General features: G+C 38.4%; 16 protein-coding genes. 14 read left to right on the top strand and 2 right to left on the bottom strand.

Features of this window, described 5'->3' with window-relative positions; genetic code table 11:
* Positions 1-218: 218 nt before the first annotated feature.
* The 6 genes from IM700_RS08870 to IM700_RS08845 all read left to right on the top strand — a co-directional run bounded on the left by IM700_RS08870 (position 219) and on the right by IM700_RS08845 (position 5,479).
* The gene (locus tag IM700_RS08870) at positions 219-1,784 is read left to right on the top strand and encodes a DUF6119 family protein (protein WP_193417255.1); all 1,566 of its coding nucleotides are present in this window, start codon (positions 219-221) and stop codon (positions 1,782-1,784) included.
* Positions 1,785-1,848: 64 nt separating this feature from the next.
* Positions 1,849-2,163, top strand: coding sequence for a hypothetical protein (locus tag IM700_RS08865; RefSeq protein WP_193417254.1), 315 nt, complete (start codon positions 1,849-1,851; stop codon positions 2,161-2,163).
* A 65-nt stretch (positions 2,164-2,228) separates the two neighbouring features.
* The gene (locus IM700_RS08860) at positions 2,229-2,999 is read left to right on the top strand and encodes a PD-(D/E)XK nuclease domain-containing protein (protein WP_204801134.1); all 771 of its coding nucleotides are present in this window, start codon (positions 2,229-2,231) and stop codon (positions 2,997-2,999) included.
* A gap of 166 nt (positions 3,000-3,165) precedes the next feature.
* Positions 3,166-4,260 carry a DUF3800 domain-containing protein gene (locus tag IM700_RS08855; RefSeq protein ID WP_193417253.1) on the top strand — a complete coding sequence of 365 codons (1,095 nt, stop codon included), beginning with the start codon at positions 3,166-3,168 and terminating at the stop codon, positions 4,258-4,260.
* Positions 4,261-4,613: 353 nt separating this feature from the next.
* Positions 4,614-5,003, top strand: a complete 390-nt coding sequence (locus tag IM700_RS08850; protein ID WP_193417252.1) for a hypothetical protein — start codon at positions 4,614-4,616, stop codon at positions 5,001-5,003.
* 92 nt (positions 5,004-5,095) lie between these two features.
* Positions 5,096-5,479 carry a hypothetical protein gene (locus tag IM700_RS08845; RefSeq protein ID WP_193417251.1) on the top strand — a complete coding sequence of 128 codons (384 nt, stop codon included), beginning with the start codon at positions 5,096-5,098 and terminating at the stop codon, positions 5,477-5,479.
* 573 nt (positions 5,480-6,052) lie between these two features.
* Here the strand turns inward: IM700_RS08845 and IM700_RS08840 are convergent.
* Entirely contained in the window at positions 6,053-6,280 is a 228-nt protein-coding gene (locus tag IM700_RS08840; RefSeq protein WP_193417250.1) for an HTH-like domain-containing protein, read from the bottom strand.
* 850 nt (positions 6,281-7,130) lie between these two features.
* Between IM700_RS08840 and dcm the strand changes: the two genes are divergently transcribed.
* The 7 genes from dcm to IM700_RS23125 all read left to right on the top strand — a co-directional run bounded on the left by dcm (position 7,131) and on the right by IM700_RS23125 (position 15,118).
* Complete coding sequence (gene dcm, locus IM700_RS08835) at positions 7,131-8,411, top strand: DNA (cytosine-5-)-methyltransferase (RefSeq protein WP_193417249.1); 1,281 nt, start codon at positions 7,131-7,133, stop codon at positions 8,409-8,411.
* Positions 8,404-8,862 (top strand): very short patch repair endonuclease, encoded by a 459-nt coding sequence (locus tag IM700_RS08830; RefSeq protein ID WP_193417248.1) that lies wholly within the window; start codon positions 8,404-8,406, stop codon positions 8,860-8,862. The genes dcm and IM700_RS08830 overlap by 8 nt, the downstream gene beginning before the upstream one ends.
* Before the next feature lie 29 nt (positions 8,863-8,891).
* Positions 8,892-10,106, top strand: a complete 1,215-nt coding sequence (locus IM700_RS08825; RefSeq protein ID WP_193417247.1) for a type II restriction endonuclease — start codon at positions 8,892-8,894, stop codon at positions 10,104-10,106.
* A gap of 245 nt (positions 10,107-10,351) precedes the next feature.
* The gene (locus tag IM700_RS08820; protein WP_193417246.1) at positions 10,352-12,250 is read left to right on the top strand and encodes a DEAD/DEAH box helicase; all 1,899 of its coding nucleotides are present in this window, start codon (positions 10,352-10,354) and stop codon (positions 12,248-12,250) included.
* 6 nt (positions 12,251-12,256) lie between these two features.
* Entirely contained in the window at positions 12,257-12,685 is a 429-nt protein-coding gene (locus IM700_RS08815; protein WP_193417245.1) for an EcoRII N-terminal effector-binding domain-containing protein, read from the top strand.
* On the top strand, positions 12,682-14,295 hold the full coding sequence (locus tag IM700_RS08810; RefSeq protein ID WP_204801133.1) for an ATP-binding protein: 1,614 nt from the start codon (positions 12,682-12,684) through the stop codon (positions 14,293-14,295). The genes IM700_RS08815 and IM700_RS08810 overlap by 4 nt, the downstream gene beginning before the upstream one ends.
* Positions 14,285-15,118, top strand: a complete 834-nt coding sequence (locus tag IM700_RS23125; RefSeq protein ID WP_239483719.1) for an HNH endonuclease — start codon at positions 14,285-14,287, stop codon at positions 15,116-15,118. The genes IM700_RS08810 and IM700_RS23125 overlap by 11 nt, the downstream gene beginning before the upstream one ends.
* 353 nt (positions 15,119-15,471) lie before the next feature.
* Here the strand turns inward: IM700_RS23125 and IM700_RS08800 are convergent, their stop codons facing one another.
* Positions 15,472-15,666: a ribbon-helix-helix protein, CopG family gene (locus IM700_RS08800; protein ID WP_016313935.1), complete on the bottom strand. Its 195-nt coding sequence runs from the start codon at positions 15,664-15,666 to the stop codon at positions 15,472-15,474.
* A gap of 209 nt (positions 15,667-15,875) precedes the next feature.
* Here IM700_RS08800 and IM700_RS08795 point away from each other — a divergent pair, with 209 nt between their 5' ends.
* Positions 15,876-16,370, top strand: coding sequence for a hypothetical protein (locus tag IM700_RS08795; protein WP_193417244.1), 495 nt, complete (start codon positions 15,876-15,878; stop codon positions 16,368-16,370).
* Positions 16,371-16,398 lie beyond the last annotated feature (28 nt).

Raw genomic sequence — 16,398 nt, 5'->3', positions numbered from 1 at the left:
TAATCATTTCCGATTACTATTCCGCCTGTTAAGCATCTTTGCGGCATATACGGTGTACTTCACGTAAATAAGAATATCGTGTGTATGCGACAGATTTGCGTAGTTTCAGGAAAATAAAAACATTTGTACATATTTAATTTGGATAATTTTTCAAAGACACGGAATTTGAATAGCAGTAAGATATAGGTAATTAATCCTATTTTGACTGAGGTGGTTTGATGAAACTCTCGGTTTACTTACTTAATGAGGATGTAAAGGAATTTAAACAGGCAATACAAAAGAAGTACTTGTCAGGAAATAATCCATTTACCGAGTTGTCTATAACAGGAAAATTAAATTACGAATGTATTGCTTTTTTACAAAGCAATAAAGTTAAGACTCCTAAATGGCTAGATTTTGTGGGTAGGAACTTTGATTTATCAAACCATACTTTGCAAAATTCCTCTAACTCTTTCTTGATTGTTCTGAGAGTAAGTGGGCGTTTATTTGCCGTTCCTTTTGGATTTGCTTATAGTGCCCTAGACAGATCAAAAATCGAGCAGGGCTTTGGCATGCGGGTTACTTTAAATGAGATTGACCCCGAACGTATTGAGACGTTAGATACAAGAAATATTGATTTGGTCACCAAGCAAAGAAGAACTCATGTAACAGTAGGAAGCAAGGTTTCTGAATTTGGTTTGAATCAAAATATAGACTGGATTAGATACGTAAGTGGTAAACCCGCGACAAAAGAATTTGCTTCAAAGCTCTCCGGCTCTGATTCTTTAGCAATTACTACAGAAACCACGATTGAAGAACTAGGTGAACTGTGTGAAAGTTTATTAGAAAGATTTGAAATAGATACGTATAAGAAACATTTTGAATTTATAGACTATCTTCGCCCATTAAAGCGTGCCGATTCAAAAATTCAGATGTTGAATCTAGAATTAGAAGGCTTGCTGGAGAATAGATCGACCCAAAAAGTTACAGTAGCTCTTCCTGAAATTCCAGAATCAAATGTAGATCATTACAAAATTTTTATGGGTGCTCGAAGCAGTAAGTTATCTGACATAACATTAGAGAGCTTTTATGATTTCTTGGATGATAATCCGGATATAGATAATTACCTAGATAAGGTGCACATAATTGGTTTGGACAGCGAAGCTTCTCCTGTAACTGCAAAGTTTAAAATGCGTGAATTTATTGTGGCGGAAATAAACAATGCGTCAGAAACCTACGTACTATCTTTAGGCAACTGGTTTCAGGTAGACAATGAGTATGTGAAAAGGGTTAAAGAAGTGGTTAAGGCTCTTCCGGACATAACCGACACTCTAAAATTGCCTGCTATAAAAGTAGGAGAAAAAGAAGGGGAGTATAACGAGCGTGTAAGCAAAAATAAAAATTGGCTTCTTTTTGACAAGGAACTCTTGTATTTTAGTCTAACAGAGAAATACGAGATATGTGACCTTTTAACAAAAGAAATGCAGTTTCTGTGCGTTAAAAAGATGTACAGTTCAGCAACCCTTAGTCATCTTTTTGCACAGGGAAGTGTCTCTGCAAGGCTTCTACGAGGCGATTCACGGGTAGAAAAAAAGGTGGAGGAAGCATACATCCAAAAGTGGTCTAAACAAGATTTTCTGGGTCATGACATGCCTGAGTTTGTTTATGTGGTGCCAACAACTAAAGAAGGCCCTCTTAGTGAATGCTTATTCTTTTTTAGTCTTATAAATTTGGTTGATCATGTACGTGCGATAAAAGAAGTGGGCTATAAGGTTTCTCTTTGTAAAGTTGAATATGAGGATTGATTTAGCCTGGATACCTACTAAAACAGTGTAGCGGAATAATTTTCACCAATTTCTGGAGGTTAATATGAATAAGAAAGACTCGGATGAAATTATAAGACTGGCAAGGGAAGGAAAGCACATTTCAAAAATATGGTCAGAACATTTTCATGAATATGATTATTGGGAAGTTTACATGGAAGCATACGGAGCTGGTGAAAGGAGCTCAGTAGGTGTTAAAAGAATGATAACTGCTAGGCTAAACAAACTTGCAGAAACTGACTCAAAGGAAATTCGTGAAGAGCTTACTGAAGAAATTAATGAATTAGTCGTTCATTTATACACAAGATACAGGGCTAGCCAGCAAAAGCTTGAGCAGATACGGAAAATTATTAATGATTGAGGAAAATTCAAAAGTTGTGTATCAATCAACAGTTTAAATTTGATCTGGGAGAGTTATGTTGAGGGATGGTATATATGGACTTTATAAATAGATTAAATGAATTGATTAATGAGGGAAATAGTTTGAAAGCAACAGCGGAAGATGACGGGTATATGGGATTTATTGTAGTTGACTCTTCATGGTTCAAAGCATGGCAAGCAAAGTCTCAGCAATGTCTTAAGGAACTACTGGAAGAGGATAGCTACTATTTAAAAAGTTTTAATGATCATGTTTCAGATGTTTACGAAAGCCACGTAGTAAATGGTATAAAGCTTTTAGAAAGTATTAGAGATGAGGCTCAGGTAGGACGGATTCTTGCCAAGAAAGCGTCAAAAGTGCTAGAACCAATAGATAATCTTGGGAATATTTTTAACAAATTTCATAGGGTAGCAAAACAATTACGCAGTAGGCATAGTGAGCGTCCTACATTAGATATTACAGATGAGTATGATGTTCAAGATTTGTTGCATAGTATCATGCATCTGCATTTTGATGATATTCGTGCTGAAGAATGGACTCCTAGCTATGCAGGTGGAGGGTCAAGAGTCGATTTTATACTCAAAAATGAAAAGATTGTTGTTGAAGTGAAACGTTCTCGCAAGAGTATGAAGGCAAAAGACCTGGGAGAGCAATTGATTATTGATATTCAAAGATATAAGGTTCATCCAGATTGCAAAACACTATTATGTTTTGTTTATGATCCAGAAGGATACATAGCTAATCCTCGCGGAATTGAAAATGATCTTAATAACAAAACGGACAACATGCCAGTTCATGTTTTTATTCGTCCAGAATAAGTGACTTTATAAAAAACCTTATTATAAGAAGTGAAAAAGTTCTAAACCAGCTTTAATGCATATCATGGAAGGGCTAAACTTATTTAGATTTAGTGCTTCAAGGCTAGATAGAGGTTTAACCCAAAGAAAACCAATAGGTGAAATATTTTAGGTGGGGGTAGTGTAATTGAGTGAATTAACAGCTTTTGTAGATGAATCAGGAAATTCTGGTATTAAGATATTTAGCGGAACAGATAAGTTCCATTGGGTAGGTGTTATGCTTTCCTCTTATGATGTTGAATTAGCGAAGAATGAGCTTAAAACGCTATTGAAGAATGTAGGTTTCAGTGAACTGCATGCGGGAGAGTTAGGACTTAGGCGGATTAATTCAATAGCTAGGGGCTTAATAAAAATATACAAAGACATAGATGCAAAATTTGTTTTTTCTAGAGTAGAAAGAGAACATGTTGCAACGATGATGTTTGTTGACCTATTATTTGATAGTGTTAATAATGAGGCTGCTCCTCCAGAACTCTACAATGTTAAATTTAATCGGCTTTTAGTTACTTATGCTATGGCAAAAACATTGACAACGGAGCATCGGAAAAGATTTTGGAATGTGTTAGGTCTGATAGATAGAGGAGAAAAAGAATTTCAGGAATTGATGGAGGAAATAAAACAGCACTGTATAGATAACCCCAAGTTTATTTCAGATATTGAAATGTTCAGTGCAATATTTGATTATGCTATTGCTCATCCGATGCAGGTTCTAGAACTTGACATATTGGTGGAAGAACGAGCTCGTATCCGTAGAGAGGGATTAAGAGAAGATTCCGATGATATATTTAGAAACAATGCAAAATACCGCTCTGCTAATTTGGCTACTTTTAATATAGCAATTGGGACGCTGAATCATTATTTAAAAAGAGAAAATTTGAAAATTTGTAAATTTGTCCATGACGAACAAAATGAATTTTACAAGCAATTGAAAAATTCTTTTGATAATAATACTAAAGTCATTGATTCTTCGGAGCTCTTCTCAGACCCAGTAATACAAACGGCTGACTATTTTACTGGAGATATAGAATTTGTAAATTCTGCAGATAATATTGGGATCCAGCTTGTGGATTTAGCTATCTGGTTAGGTAAACGAGTATATGACTTGGATCAAATCTTAGAAGGAGAATGTAAAGAACTATTTCAGTTTATTGCTGAACGTGGCATAATAGATGGCTTCTCATTAAAGGATCTTGAATATACATTAGCTAAAGCAAGTAGATAATATATTTTTTGTATGGAAGTCAAAAGTTGGCCTTAGAAAAACGGCTTACTTAAATTTCGCTCTATAGATGATATGGTGACCTTTAGAACCATGTTCACTCTAGGCAACTTAATAATCTCAACGGGTCTCGACGACTGTTGTAAGTCGCAGTTCGGATAAAATTGAACCCTCGTCCATAAAAACCAATAGTGGTTAAGTTGGACGGGTTCGTCTTTTTCAGGGCGTTTTAAATACTTTTGTCTTGTTACCGGGGGATGTAATAATATGGAGATGTTTAAAACAAAGGCTGAATTACGAATACATAGGTTTGAAATCCCCTTTACAAATCTTATGGATGTGAAAGGTGTGCTACTATGCTTTATGATTTGAATTTTATTCAAAACTTACCGGGGCCAGGAGAAACTTGGAAAACACCTTTGGTTGCATATGTTGCGAAAAGTAGTACCCATAAACATGCATCTTTTAAAGAGTTTTTAGAAAAATGGTTTAACAAAATTCCTGATGAACAAAAGTCGAGCTACTACAGTAGGCTTAGGAGCCTAGATGATAAAATATTTATTTCTCAGGTTAATGAATTTTTAGTTGCAGAAATATGCTCAAGATATGGTGAGGTCAATTTCAATCCTACTCTTTCTAATGGCCAAACTCCAGAGCTATTGTGGACAATTAATGATAGCACTGGTCTCTTAGATGTGGTTACAATATTTGAACCGGAGGAAACAGGTCAAGAAGGAAATCAGTAGATCGGCTTCTTAATTATCTAAGTGATGTTGAACATTTTTTTGATGTTGGTTTATGGTATCAAAATATTGATAAAAACAGTCTGAAGCCTAGTTTGATTAAAAGGAGACTTATACAATATCTGGATATTATTGATCCTAATGATATTGATCCTGAGGAGGAACTTATTATTGAAGAAAATGGGTTTTATGGAGGCTTCCTTATTTCTCCCAAAAGAGATCTCTCTAATAAATCAAAAATTAACTTTGCGCTACTAGGTCCCACACAAAGTTTAGAACCTGCTAAAGCAATTGAGAAAAGGATCAAGTCAAAGCTTAGGAAATATAAATGGAATGGGCCTATATTTGTAGCTATTTGTAAAGCGGCAGACTTTGGAGTTGATTGGGAAGAAGTTGCAGAAGTATTATACGGTCCCTCGGTTGTTATTTATAATCGAAAGACCGGGGAACATGAAGAAGTGCTTGGGAGGGGGGGTTAATAATGCCGAAAGGGTCAAACCCTCCTCTTAATACCTCGTTAACTGGGATTCTTCACTGTGAACAGAATTGGAATGTAAAGCTACCGACCTTAACGGTTAAGTATTTAGTTAATCCATTTGCTAGTTATCCTGTTCATCTACCCTTTCCAACTTATCCGAATGTGGAGAATGAATCAATTAGCTTCGAATGGATAAATGCAATAGAAGATAACTTAGGACATCATTAATTGTGTGTTTGGCTTTCTACCTCTATCCATGTCTGTACTCATTTCAGAAACCCTTCCCGAAAATCCTCATACTTCGGAGAAAATTATTTTAGGGTCTCTTTATTAAAAATACTAGACCGTTGCCAAGGCACCCATAGAGTGCATAAGATAGGGGAATAGTCCATCATACCAAGATTCATCTTGATGGATTTGTCTTATTTATCTTATCTCGATTTCTAATTGACTGGATTTTAGACAATGTAAGTTCGCCTCCATTGAAAAATCCACAACTGAATTCGGTTGTGGATTTTTCGTTTAGACAAGACCTTATATATATATTTTGTACAAGGGTTCTTATAGAAAAGGTTTAATCTCTAGGCACGACATATTCTGAAAGTTTTATCCCTTTACTGACTTCGGTTGTATATGAAATGTTTATTCCAGAGGCTGTTACGATATCCTTTACACTGTAATGGTTTTTATGTATTACTTCCGCATACTTAACACCGAATAGATGGATTTTTGCAACTTGCTTTCCTTGTGGTGCTTTATTATACATATCGCCAAGAATTTTACCTAAATCCTGAACGTTCATTTGAACCCCCCATTAAAATACATAATATAGCTATAATTCTTGAGAGTCGCGAGAATTCCTGCCTCGAAAAATGCTCTAGTGAATCTTGGGCACATGTAGAAAAGTTGTTTCGAGTAATACAGCATAGACTCACTATCTAGGCTATTTAAAAATCAATGACTAGATACAAGGATTAAGATTCGCTTTACTGGTATATTAAGATTGATTCCTTGAGAGAGTCGAGAAAATAATGAAGAGCTGTGCGATTATGCTTACGATTGAGAATATGGTAAATCATTATGGAGAGAATTGGGGGATATGATAATGAAGTTATTGAGGGGTCAGGCTACGGGGTGAATATATCGATAGGATTGTTGTAAGTAATGGAAGATAAGGACCTTCGTATTGGTGTGTTAAACCTAAATCGACCTCCCCCTAAGCGTCAAGTCAGATAATAAAGCAAGGCATGGGTAGGGCACCTAATATTATAAGGATGTAAATATTTGGCGGCTAGCTGAGCAAATAACTCTCGATAAGTTGTTGCATCGTCGATAGATCATAAATTATCGATCAAGGTACTTTCAAGGTTAAATAGGACGCCTTTAATTTAGGTTCCTAGTTCCATTTATTCTAAAAGTTTTACTGTTCTAATACTCAAAGTCAATAATCGTGCTTGTATTATTATGTTTCTGTTTCTTTCAAGATTAGCCGTTTTTTGACCAGCTGATAATTTTATAGCCTATGATTTATTACAAAAGCGGTTTGGTGTACGGTATAACTAAATTAATATTGCGAAAGTATGTTCTGTCTGGTATTCTTATGTCAAAAACGTTCCCCTGGGAATATTTTTGACAGGGAGGCTGACTTTGTAATGAAAGCATTCAAGAACACTGAATTTGCACACATAAGAGAGGCGACAGGATACTCGATTAAGGAAGTTGCTCGTCTACTTGGGAAAAGCGAACGGACTATTTACCGCTGGGAAAATGGAGAGTCTGTGCCCGAAATAGATTTGCTAAGAGAGCTTACAAGCATTTACAATGTGCGATCAGGTCAACATCCGGAGAGTGATTTCAACTTCAGGTTTATTGATTTGTTTGCAGGTATCGGTGGTCTGAGAAAGGCATTTGAATCAATTGGCGGCAAATGTGTATTTACAAGTGAATGGGACTCCGCATGCAGAAAGACTTATCAAGCCAACTATGAATGTGATCACCCGGTAAATGGTGATATACGGGATGTTGATCTGGAAAATATGCCACCATACGATGTGTTGGTTGCAGGATTTCCTTGCCAGCCATTTTCTATTGCGGGCGTATCCAAGAAAAACTCATTAGGTCGTCCACATGGTTTTCATGATGCCACACAGGGCACACTTTTTTTTGATGTAGCTCAGATGATAGAATATCACCGGCCAAAGGCATTTTTACTCGAGAATGTTAAGAATTTGGTTAGTCATGATAAAGGGAACACCTTCAAGGTAATCATGAGAACCTTACAAGAAGAACTGGGTTATCATGTTGATTTTCGTGTTATTGATGCAAAGCATTATGTTCCTCAGCACAGGGAGCGTATATTCATTGTGGGTTTCCGTGAAGATGTCGGGTTTGATTTTAAGGATATGAAGATCCCCGATACGGGACCTAGACTCGGATCAATCCTGCATCAGGAGGATGGGACAGAAGCGCCTGAACCTCCATATACGGAAATACCTGCGGGTAGAGTTGCGGACAAGTACACCTTAAGTGACCGATTGTGGGAGTATCTTCAGAATTATGCAGAGAAGCATAGGGCAAAGGGTAATGGATTTGGTTACGGTTTATTTGGTCCTGAAGATGTAGCGCGTACACTATCTGCAAGGTACTACAAAGATGGCTCGGAAATTCTGATCAGACAGGAAGGGAAAAATCCTAGAAGACTAACCCCACGTGAATGTGCAAGACTGATGGGATTCGATAAACCGGGGCAAAGTATGTTTGAAATTCCTGTTTCTGACACACAGGCGTACAAGCAATTTGGAAACTCAGTCGCTGTACCTGTTGTTGAAGCAGTAGCAGCACACATGCTTCCATTTATTTTCAAGGTGATGAGAACTGTAAAGGATTCCGACCAGGTTGAAGTGCTATTTGAGAGGGTTGAAGTCTATGTCTGACATTGTTTCACCTGAGATAAGAAGTCGTATGATGTCTGGTATCAGGGACAAGGATACGAAGCCTGAAATGATTCTCAGACATGGGCTTCACCAGCTGGGTTTTAGATATAAACTTCATGACCGAGGCTTGCCGGGAAAACCAGACATGGTCTTTCCCCGATTCAAGGCGGTCATTTTTGTTAACGGTTGTTTTTGGCATGGACATTCTTGCCATTTATTTAAATGGCCTTCCTCCAATGAGGAGTTTTGGTATGCAAAGATAAATCGGAATATAGATTTGGATAGAAACTACGTGACTCACCTACAAAATATGGGGTGGAGAATTGGAGTTGTTTGGGAGTGTTCTCTGAAAGGAAAATACCGTATCAATAGCGAAGAGGTAATAGAACTATGTGCCCAGTGGTTGCAAGCGACGGATATGACATCGATAGAGATTGGCGGGCAATGCTGACAATCTATGATTTGTGAGGGTGTTATCTTATGGAGAGAGGATTTCTTTCACAGTATTTTGAAGGGGTGGCAATAAAGCGCCTCACTGCTGTAGAGGCCAATCGCTCCAAATCCAACCAACATGAATTCAACGGTGTCAGGCTGTTGAGAAATTTGTTGGGTGATGGCGAAAGATCGAGTATGGCCCGATTTATGTGGTTATCCGGAGAAAATGAGGGTATCACTTCAGAAGGAAAAGTAACGTGGTATGACTCAAGAAAGAGACAACCGCATCGCTCTGCTGAGTACCGGCTTTATTTTAATAGCAATCCTGTAATGGATCTAGCCAAAGAAGGCGACCTTCTTATAGTTGCCAAAAGACCCGATGACGAAATTTATGTAATTGTAGTACCTGAAGAAAGTACATTTGAGAACCAGTTGTTATGGCTATTCGATGTTCAATTAATAGACAAACAATTCACATATCAATCCTTTGAGGAGGGTAATGACCCCGAAGTTGATTATGTTGTTCGTTATATCCTTGAGGAGTTGGGTATTGAAGTTTCAGACCCGGATGGTAGTTATATTGATAGTATAATCGAACCTTTCATAGATTCAGGTTTCCCGAGCACGTCAGATTTCTCAACGCTAGCTCGGAGGACGCTCAAAGATGTTTCTCCGATTGAGGAGCCTGATCAAACTTTGTTAAAGTGGATTGAACATGAAGAAAAGTTATTTAGGCGTCTAGAACGGCATATGGTCGCGAGGCGGCTCGAAGCGGGGTTTAGGGATGATGGCATCACTGATGTCGAGGGCTTTATTCAATTCTCATTGAGTGTCCACAATCGCAGAAAATCACGTGTCGGATATGCTCTGGAAAATCATCTGGAGGAAATATTCAAGACTCATAACCTGACTTATTCTCGAACGCCAGTAACGGAAAATAAATCTAAGCCGGATTTTTTGTTTCCAGATATTAATAGTTACTTTGATTCATTGTACCCTGAATCCAGATTAACCATGCTGGGTGTCAAATCCTCATGCAAGGACAGATGGAGGCAGGTATTGGCTGAGGCTCACCGAATTAAGCATAAGCACCTCTTTACTCTCGAACCTGGAATAAGTGAAAATCAAACTGATGAAATGCAGGCAAGCAACTTGCAGCTCGTGTTACCCAAACGACTTCATGAAACTTACAAACCCACACAGCAAAGCTGGTTAATGGATTTGAGTTCATTTATTAAGTTAGTTAAAGAAAAACAATAACACACCTAATATATCGAGGCTGAAAAAAATTCAGTCTCGATCTTATGTCTTGTTATTTGTTGGTGGATTTCTCTAGAATCGTTATCAAGCTAGCTTATCGCTTTATATCAGGTGAAGAATAAAAGGTAGCTACAACTATACGGTTCTTCTTTATACAATCAGAGGGCTTTTATGGTGTTTATTAAAAATAATACTTCAAATGTAGTTCTCGTTTTTACTCACTAATGAAGAAAGAGGAAGAACTCATGAAGCAAGCTAGTTGGAAGTTGATTAACAATGATACCCTGGTCATACAAAATCATGATGGGAGTATTTATAAACCTTCGTCCTTAGAAATATTTCTGTCTGAGTTCAAATCAAAATTCCCTCTAAAAAACATAGCGTTGGGGCGCCCTTCTGCTAGTCTGCCACAATTGAAGTTCTCTAAAGTTCCGGTTCCCTTAAAGGTATTGGCTGGAAGCGAAATATCCGGTTCATCAACCATACTCAAACTCGAACTAACAGTAGTCAGGCCCGTAAATGAATACCCCCAAATTATTAATTTAAATGATAGAGACTACATTATCGAAGACAATGTATGGACCCCATTTGAGCAGGGAGCCTTGGAGGATATTTCGGAAAAACTGAAAAAAGCGGGAATTACCTCATTTGGCCGCGTTACACTTAAACAGTATCTTTCCTTCAAAATACTGGCCCCCCACTTAATTGATGATTCGAGTTTGAATTTCCGGGCATCCACTCAGCAGGGTGGGAATGAACCACACGAGATTCCTTTATTCAAAGGAATATTATATCCTTATCAGTTTCAGGGATACAAGTGGCTGAAAATGATCTCAGAGGAGGACGCCGGATGTATTTTGGCTGATGAGATGGGCTTGGGAAAAACAGCCCAAATAATAGCCGTCATTGCAGCTGAGAAAACTCGTATTAATTCTCCCTCAATGGTCATAGCCCCAGTGTCCCTGATGGAGAACTGGAGGAGAGAAGTAAACAAATTTGCTCCAGACCTGAAGGTGTACTTACATCAGGGTAATGGTCGTACAGGATTCTATCAGAATTTAATGAATTTTGACATTGTAGTAACTACTTACGACACTGTAGTTCGGGATTTATCAATGTTACAAATGGTGACCTGGAATCTTGTTATTTTAGACGAGGCGCAAGCTATAAAAAATCCTACAGCAAAAAGATCGATTTCAGTAAAGCAGATACCGAGAAGGACGTCGATAGCTGTCACTGGCACTCCGGTTGAAAACAAGCTTATTGATTTATGGTCCCTTATGGATTTCTCTCTTCCAGGTTTTCTAGGTGAGTTAAGAGAGTTTGAATCCAGATTCACAAACGACATTGACGGGGCCCAGTCTTTGGAAGAGTTTGTGTCACCGGTTATGTTGAGAAGAAGGGTGCGGGAGGTAGCTCAGGATTTACCCGCCCGTATCGATATACCCCAAGTTCTTGAGATGAGTGATTCTGAAGTTGACGAGTATGAAGCCCTTCGTCAAGATATTATTAAGGAATATGGCAAGAGTGCGTCCTTAATCTCCTTGATAAAACTGCGGATGTACTGCACACATCCCATACTCCAGTCAAAAGTGATGGAGGATCCCTCGCGGTTTATTAAGTATCAGAGAATGCTTGAGATAACCGAAGAAATCATCGAAAATAATGAAAAGCTAATAGTTTTCACGTCGTTTACTCAGATGGCTGACATCATGGTTACTGATTTAACCAATCGATTCGGTGTTTTCTGCGACTTCATTGACGGGCGTGTTTCAGTGTCAGAGAGACAAGCAAAGATTGACGCCTTTTCAAAGGAATCTAAATCGGCAATCCTTATTTTGAATCCGAGAGCTGCCGGAGCCGGACTTAATATTACAGCTGCGAATCACGTAATTCATTACAATCTTGAATGGAATCCAGCAATTGAGGATCAGGCTTCGGCAAGGGCCTACAGACGGGGACAAACTAGGCCAGTTAACATATATCGGCTATTTTACGCTAATACGGTGGAGGAAGCGATTAATTTACGTTTGGATAGAAAAAGGGAGATTTCCGAGACTGCAGTAGTCGGAAACGATGGAACAGCAGATAACTATGCTGATATTTTGCAGGCATTGACAATGACGCCGAAACACAGGAGCTGAGTGTAAATGGAAAAACCCAAAACACAGGCCGTTTCAAAAGTATTAAGCGCAAATGACACAGGGGAAACCAGAGCACACCAAGCTGGTATTCTGGTCCCAAAAAATGAAGAAATACTTTCATTTTTCCCCGCATTAGGTAAAGAGGTGAAAAACCCGAGGACAGTGCTGGTCTTTGAAGATATGTCGGGAGAGCATTGGAAGTTCAATTTTATTTATTACAATGGAAAACTGTTCGGTGGCACGAGAAACGAATATAGATTAACAGGCATGACAACATTTATTAAAAGAAACAATTTGAAAGCTGGAGACAAGATATTCTTTCACCGTCTCAGTGATGATAAATTGCTGGTCAAATATCAACGTATGAGTGAATTGACTGAAAACCCGTCAACTATTCTGAAATTAGGAAGTAATTGGAAGGTGGTAGCTATATGAATATGTCAATACAGAAATCGATTGCAGTCCCTCCAGATGCAACCCGGATAATTGAAGGCTTAAGGGATACCGGTTATGAATTTAATACGGCAATAGCGGATATTATTGACAATTCAATTGCTGCTGGAGCGACTTTGGTTGATATCAGATTTACAATGGATTACATAGGGGAAATAAGCATATACATTGCAGATAACGGATCAGGGATGGATGAGGCTGGTCTTATTAATGCTATGCGGTACGGTTCAAATCAAAGGTCAGATCCCGGAAGTCTGGGGAAGTTCGGGTTGGGGCTCAAGACTGCATCTACTGCGTTTTGTAGATGTCTTTCTGTCACGAGTAGATCCAAAGCAAGCGTCACAACTTTAAAAGCAAGATGGGATTTGGACAATGTAAGCATCCAAGAGTGGCAGTTGTTGTTTTTGGATCCAGATGATGATGAGTTAAGTTTGCTTGATGAGGTATCTGATGGGAAGTCAGGAACAATTGTAACTTGGGAAAAGGTAGACAGAATCCTAAAATCATACTCGGACCAGGGTGGATCATATGCAAGGAAAGCTCTGGAAAGAATTAAGGATAACCTGAGAGAGCACATATCAATGGTATACCAAAGATTCCTTGATCCAGCATTTGAAGATGCACCAAACGTAACAATACGTCTGGACGGACAGGTTATAGAAGCGTGGGATCCTTTCTGCTCCGCCGAACCATTTACTGAAGTTGTTGCAGAAAGAAAACAGGAGGTTGAACTTCCTGATGAGCAGATGACGTCATTCACAATTAAAGCCTACGTAATCCCGCGAAAAGAGCAATTCAGCAGTGAGGATGAAGCTAGAAAGGCAAAATTAACCAATGATCGTCAGGGCTTCTATATATATAGAGAGAATAGACTAATTCATTATGGTGATTGGCTTGGAATGTTCAGAAATGAACCTCACGGTACATTGCTGCGTATAGAATTCTCATTTGATCATACCTTGGACGATGCCTTTAATGTTGATATTAAGAAATCAAAAATTTTGCTAAATGATGATTTGTATAACTGGCTAAAAGACCAATTTCTACCTGCTCCCCGGAGAGCTGCCGACGATCGCTACCGGAAAGGTGTGAATAATGGAGTCGTCAAAGTATCAAAGGGTGCTCACGACGGTTCAAACGCCAATATCGGATCTAAAGAGAAAGCAGTACAACTAGCGAAAGTAGAAGTTACCGATGCAGACAGAAATGAAGTGGAGGTTACCAATAGAAAGGGTAAATTCAAGATAAAATTGCCTGTAATCGATTCAGTAAAGGAAGGAGAGGTACATGTAGCTGCTGTTGACTCTGTTGATGATGGGTTGCTTTGGGAACCATGTATTATAGATCAACATCGTGCAGTAAGAATTAATACCTCCCATCCTTATTATCATAAGGTTTATGTCCCCAACCTGGCATCAGGAGTAACAGTACAAGGTATGGATTCCTTGCTTTGGGCCATGTGTGAAGCTGAATTGGGGACTATCAATGATGAAACAAAACATTATATAAAAGAGTTACGGTATGAGGTATCGAGACTTCTGAGGAAACTTGTTGAGGATCTCCCCGAACCGGTGTTGAATGATGGTAATTAATATTGACAAATCACATATTCAACTTTTACTAGCTGAGTTATATGGTATTGATTTTTCGGTAAGTGAGGGTGATGGTTATATCAATCTTCGTCCAGCTGATCTTGCTCTCGGAGAAGGTTTTGTAATTCGTATTAACTTTTCTTGGAGGAGCTTAGTTTGCGAGTTTTTACCTGACAACTATGCCGCTGCATTGATTAGGGCAATGGGGAATGCATCTGAAGCTCAAAAAGAACTGTTTCGTTCCCTGTATGATTCCATAAGAAAACGTTCCTCTGTTCACTGTGAAATAGCAATTAATAAGTCATTTGTAGATCCCGAAAAAGCATGGGAGTGGCCATCTACGTGGAGAAACTTTCAACTTTCATTAAAAGTAATGCCTTTTATATTTGAGAATATGGAACCGTCAGAATATGATCAAGTTATTGTTCAATGGGGAGGAATTATGATTTCATTGATACTCCCCCTTATCCCTATGGAAGCTGAAGAGGAAGAACTTTTTGAAGGAGTTATGGAAGGTTCATTAAGCAGAATCGAAGTAAATAAATATGAGAGGAATTTAATTAACAGACAGGCTTGTCTTTTGATTCACGGTACTGACTGTATGGTGTGTGGGTTTTCATTTGAGTCCAAGTATGGGCCAATTGGAAAAGAATTTATACACGTGCACCATTTAACGCCTGTTTCGGTACTGGGAGAAAACTATAGAATTAACCCTGCAAAAGACTTGGTTCCTGTATGTCCTAATTGTCATGCCATGCTTCATAAAAGAAATCCGCCGTTTACAGTAGAAGAGCTTGCAAAAATTATTGAGGAGCACAATTAATACACTTATATGAAGAGTTATTTGTGCATCTTAACTTAGGGCGTTACAATTGATGTTTTTTTGCGAAAAAGGAATTGGAAAAAGGGTATGGAGCGAGGCTTACAGAAAAGGCAAAGTGAAAGTTGTAATGAAATCATAACGAAGTGGACTTGGTAGAGAAAGTGAGGGGGACTCGGGTAAAGGATGATTAATTAATGTGCTGTTTAACGAATCTGGGACCACTTGAATCCCTACAGGATAAAAAGTTGAGACACAAAGAAAACCCGCTCACTGAGCGGGTTTTTGCTTTCATAATTTAATGCTTACAAGTCAAGGCGATGCCCCTGCAACAGAATCTCAATTATTATATAAACTTAATCGTTTGTAGAATCAATAAACTTCACATTCTTAAGAGCATATTCCAACGCCATGTTAATAATTTCGTTTCGGGAACGGTTGCTCTTTCGGGCAAGCTCATCTAATTGTTCTTGAAGGATTTTTTCAATGCGAATCGACATCGTTACTGTCTTGTCTTCCCTTGGAGTTATGATGAACTCGTCATTACTCATATGAATCACCTCACGTATCAGTATAGAAAGAAAGTGAGGGATTATAACATAACACAATTTATGTTATAACATGAATACAAATTGTATTTTAATTATGATACAATTATAAATACAAACGATTGGTGCGAAGATTGAGAAAAAATGCCTCGTTGCACCCCAACTTATCTTTGGTCCCGAGTCGGTATATTTCGTATAGGAGGGCAGCATTGATGGAGATTGTTGTAGACTTCATTCCAGGTGGAGCCTTATTCTATGAAGAATACGCAGACGATTTGTTTAAAGTGAAGATTTATCTGGAAGATCAAAAGATCGTTGCCCCCATTTATGGCTATGGTCCAAATTCAGAAGATCAAGAATTCGAAGTTGAACGAAATATCAATCATTTGCTGCCCTATGTTCATGATGTTAGGGTTAAACGAATTCTATTAGAAAATTTGATCGTGGATGCCAGGCTTGAATTGGATGCCTATGATGAGGAGCTTAACTCGGCTAGTCCCGAAGAGCTCACGCTAATATGGGAACCTCGCGACAGGAGTAAATGGTGGACATTGTTATACCTATCAAAGAGGGAAGTACTACAATACAGTAAGTACGAAGCACAAAGGAATCTTAACAAGTACGAAAAGATGCTAAATGATTTGCCAAGTGACGATGAGACACCATCGTATATTGAACTCATGGATACAGAACACCTGAAAGGGTGATTCTATGTTAAAACGTACTACTATATAT

The organism is Paenibacillus rhizolycopersici (assembly GCF_014947195.2).
In the GTDB taxonomy this organism is placed as follows: Bacteria; Bacillota; Bacilli; order Paenibacillales; family Paenibacillaceae; genus Fontibacillus; species Fontibacillus rhizolycopersici.
Note: the sequence above shows the minus strand (reverse complement) of the source record. Positions and strands in the feature narration are given on the sequence as shown.

Bases quoted from the DNA above. Each gene is read 5' to 3' on its own strand.
- IM700_RS08810 (WP_204801133.1), top strand. From the start codon at position 12,682: ATGAATATGTCAATACAGAAATCGATTGCAGTCCCTCCAGATGCAACC.
- dcm (WP_193417249.1), top strand. From the start codon at position 7,131: ATGAAAGCATTCAAGAACACTGAATTTGCACACATAAGAGAGGCGACA.
- IM700_RS08860 (WP_204801134.1), top strand. From the start codon at position 2,229: ATGGTATATATGGACTTTATAAATAGATTAAATGAATTGATTAATGAG.
- IM700_RS08815 (WP_193417245.1), top strand. From the start codon at position 12,257: ATGGAAAAACCCAAAACACAGGCCGTTTCAAAAGTATTAAGCGCAAAT.
- IM700_RS08850 (WP_193417252.1), top strand. From the start codon at position 4,614: ATGCTTTATGATTTGAATTTTATTCAAAACTTACCGGGGCCAGGAGAA.
- IM700_RS08825 (WP_193417247.1), top strand. From the start codon at position 8,892: ATGGAGAGAGGATTTCTTTCACAGTATTTTGAAGGGGTGGCAATAAAG.
- IM700_RS08800 (WP_016313935.1), bottom strand. From the start codon at position 15,666: ATGAGTAATGACGAGTTCATCATAACTCCAAGGGAAGACAAGACAGTA.
- IM700_RS08830 (WP_193417248.1), top strand. From the start codon at position 8,404: ATGTCTGACATTGTTTCACCTGAGATAAGAAGTCGTATGATGTCTGGT.
- IM700_RS08840 (WP_193417250.1), bottom strand. From the start codon at position 6,280: ATGAACGTTCAGGATTTAGGTAAAATTCTTGGCGATATGTATAATAAA.
- IM700_RS08870 (WP_193417255.1), top strand. From the start codon at position 219: ATGAAACTCTCGGTTTACTTACTTAATGAGGATGTAAAGGAATTTAAA.
- IM700_RS08795 (WP_193417244.1), top strand. From the start codon at position 15,876: ATGGAGATTGTTGTAGACTTCATTCCAGGTGGAGCCTTATTCTATGAA.
- IM700_RS08865 (WP_193417254.1), top strand. From the start codon at position 1,849: ATGAATAAGAAAGACTCGGATGAAATTATAAGACTGGCAAGGGAAGGA.
- IM700_RS08820 (WP_193417246.1), top strand. From the start codon at position 10,352: ATGAAGCAAGCTAGTTGGAAGTTGATTAACAATGATACCCTGGTCATA.
- IM700_RS23125 (WP_239483719.1), top strand. From the start codon at position 14,285: ATGGTAATTAATATTGACAAATCACATATTCAACTTTTACTAGCTGAG.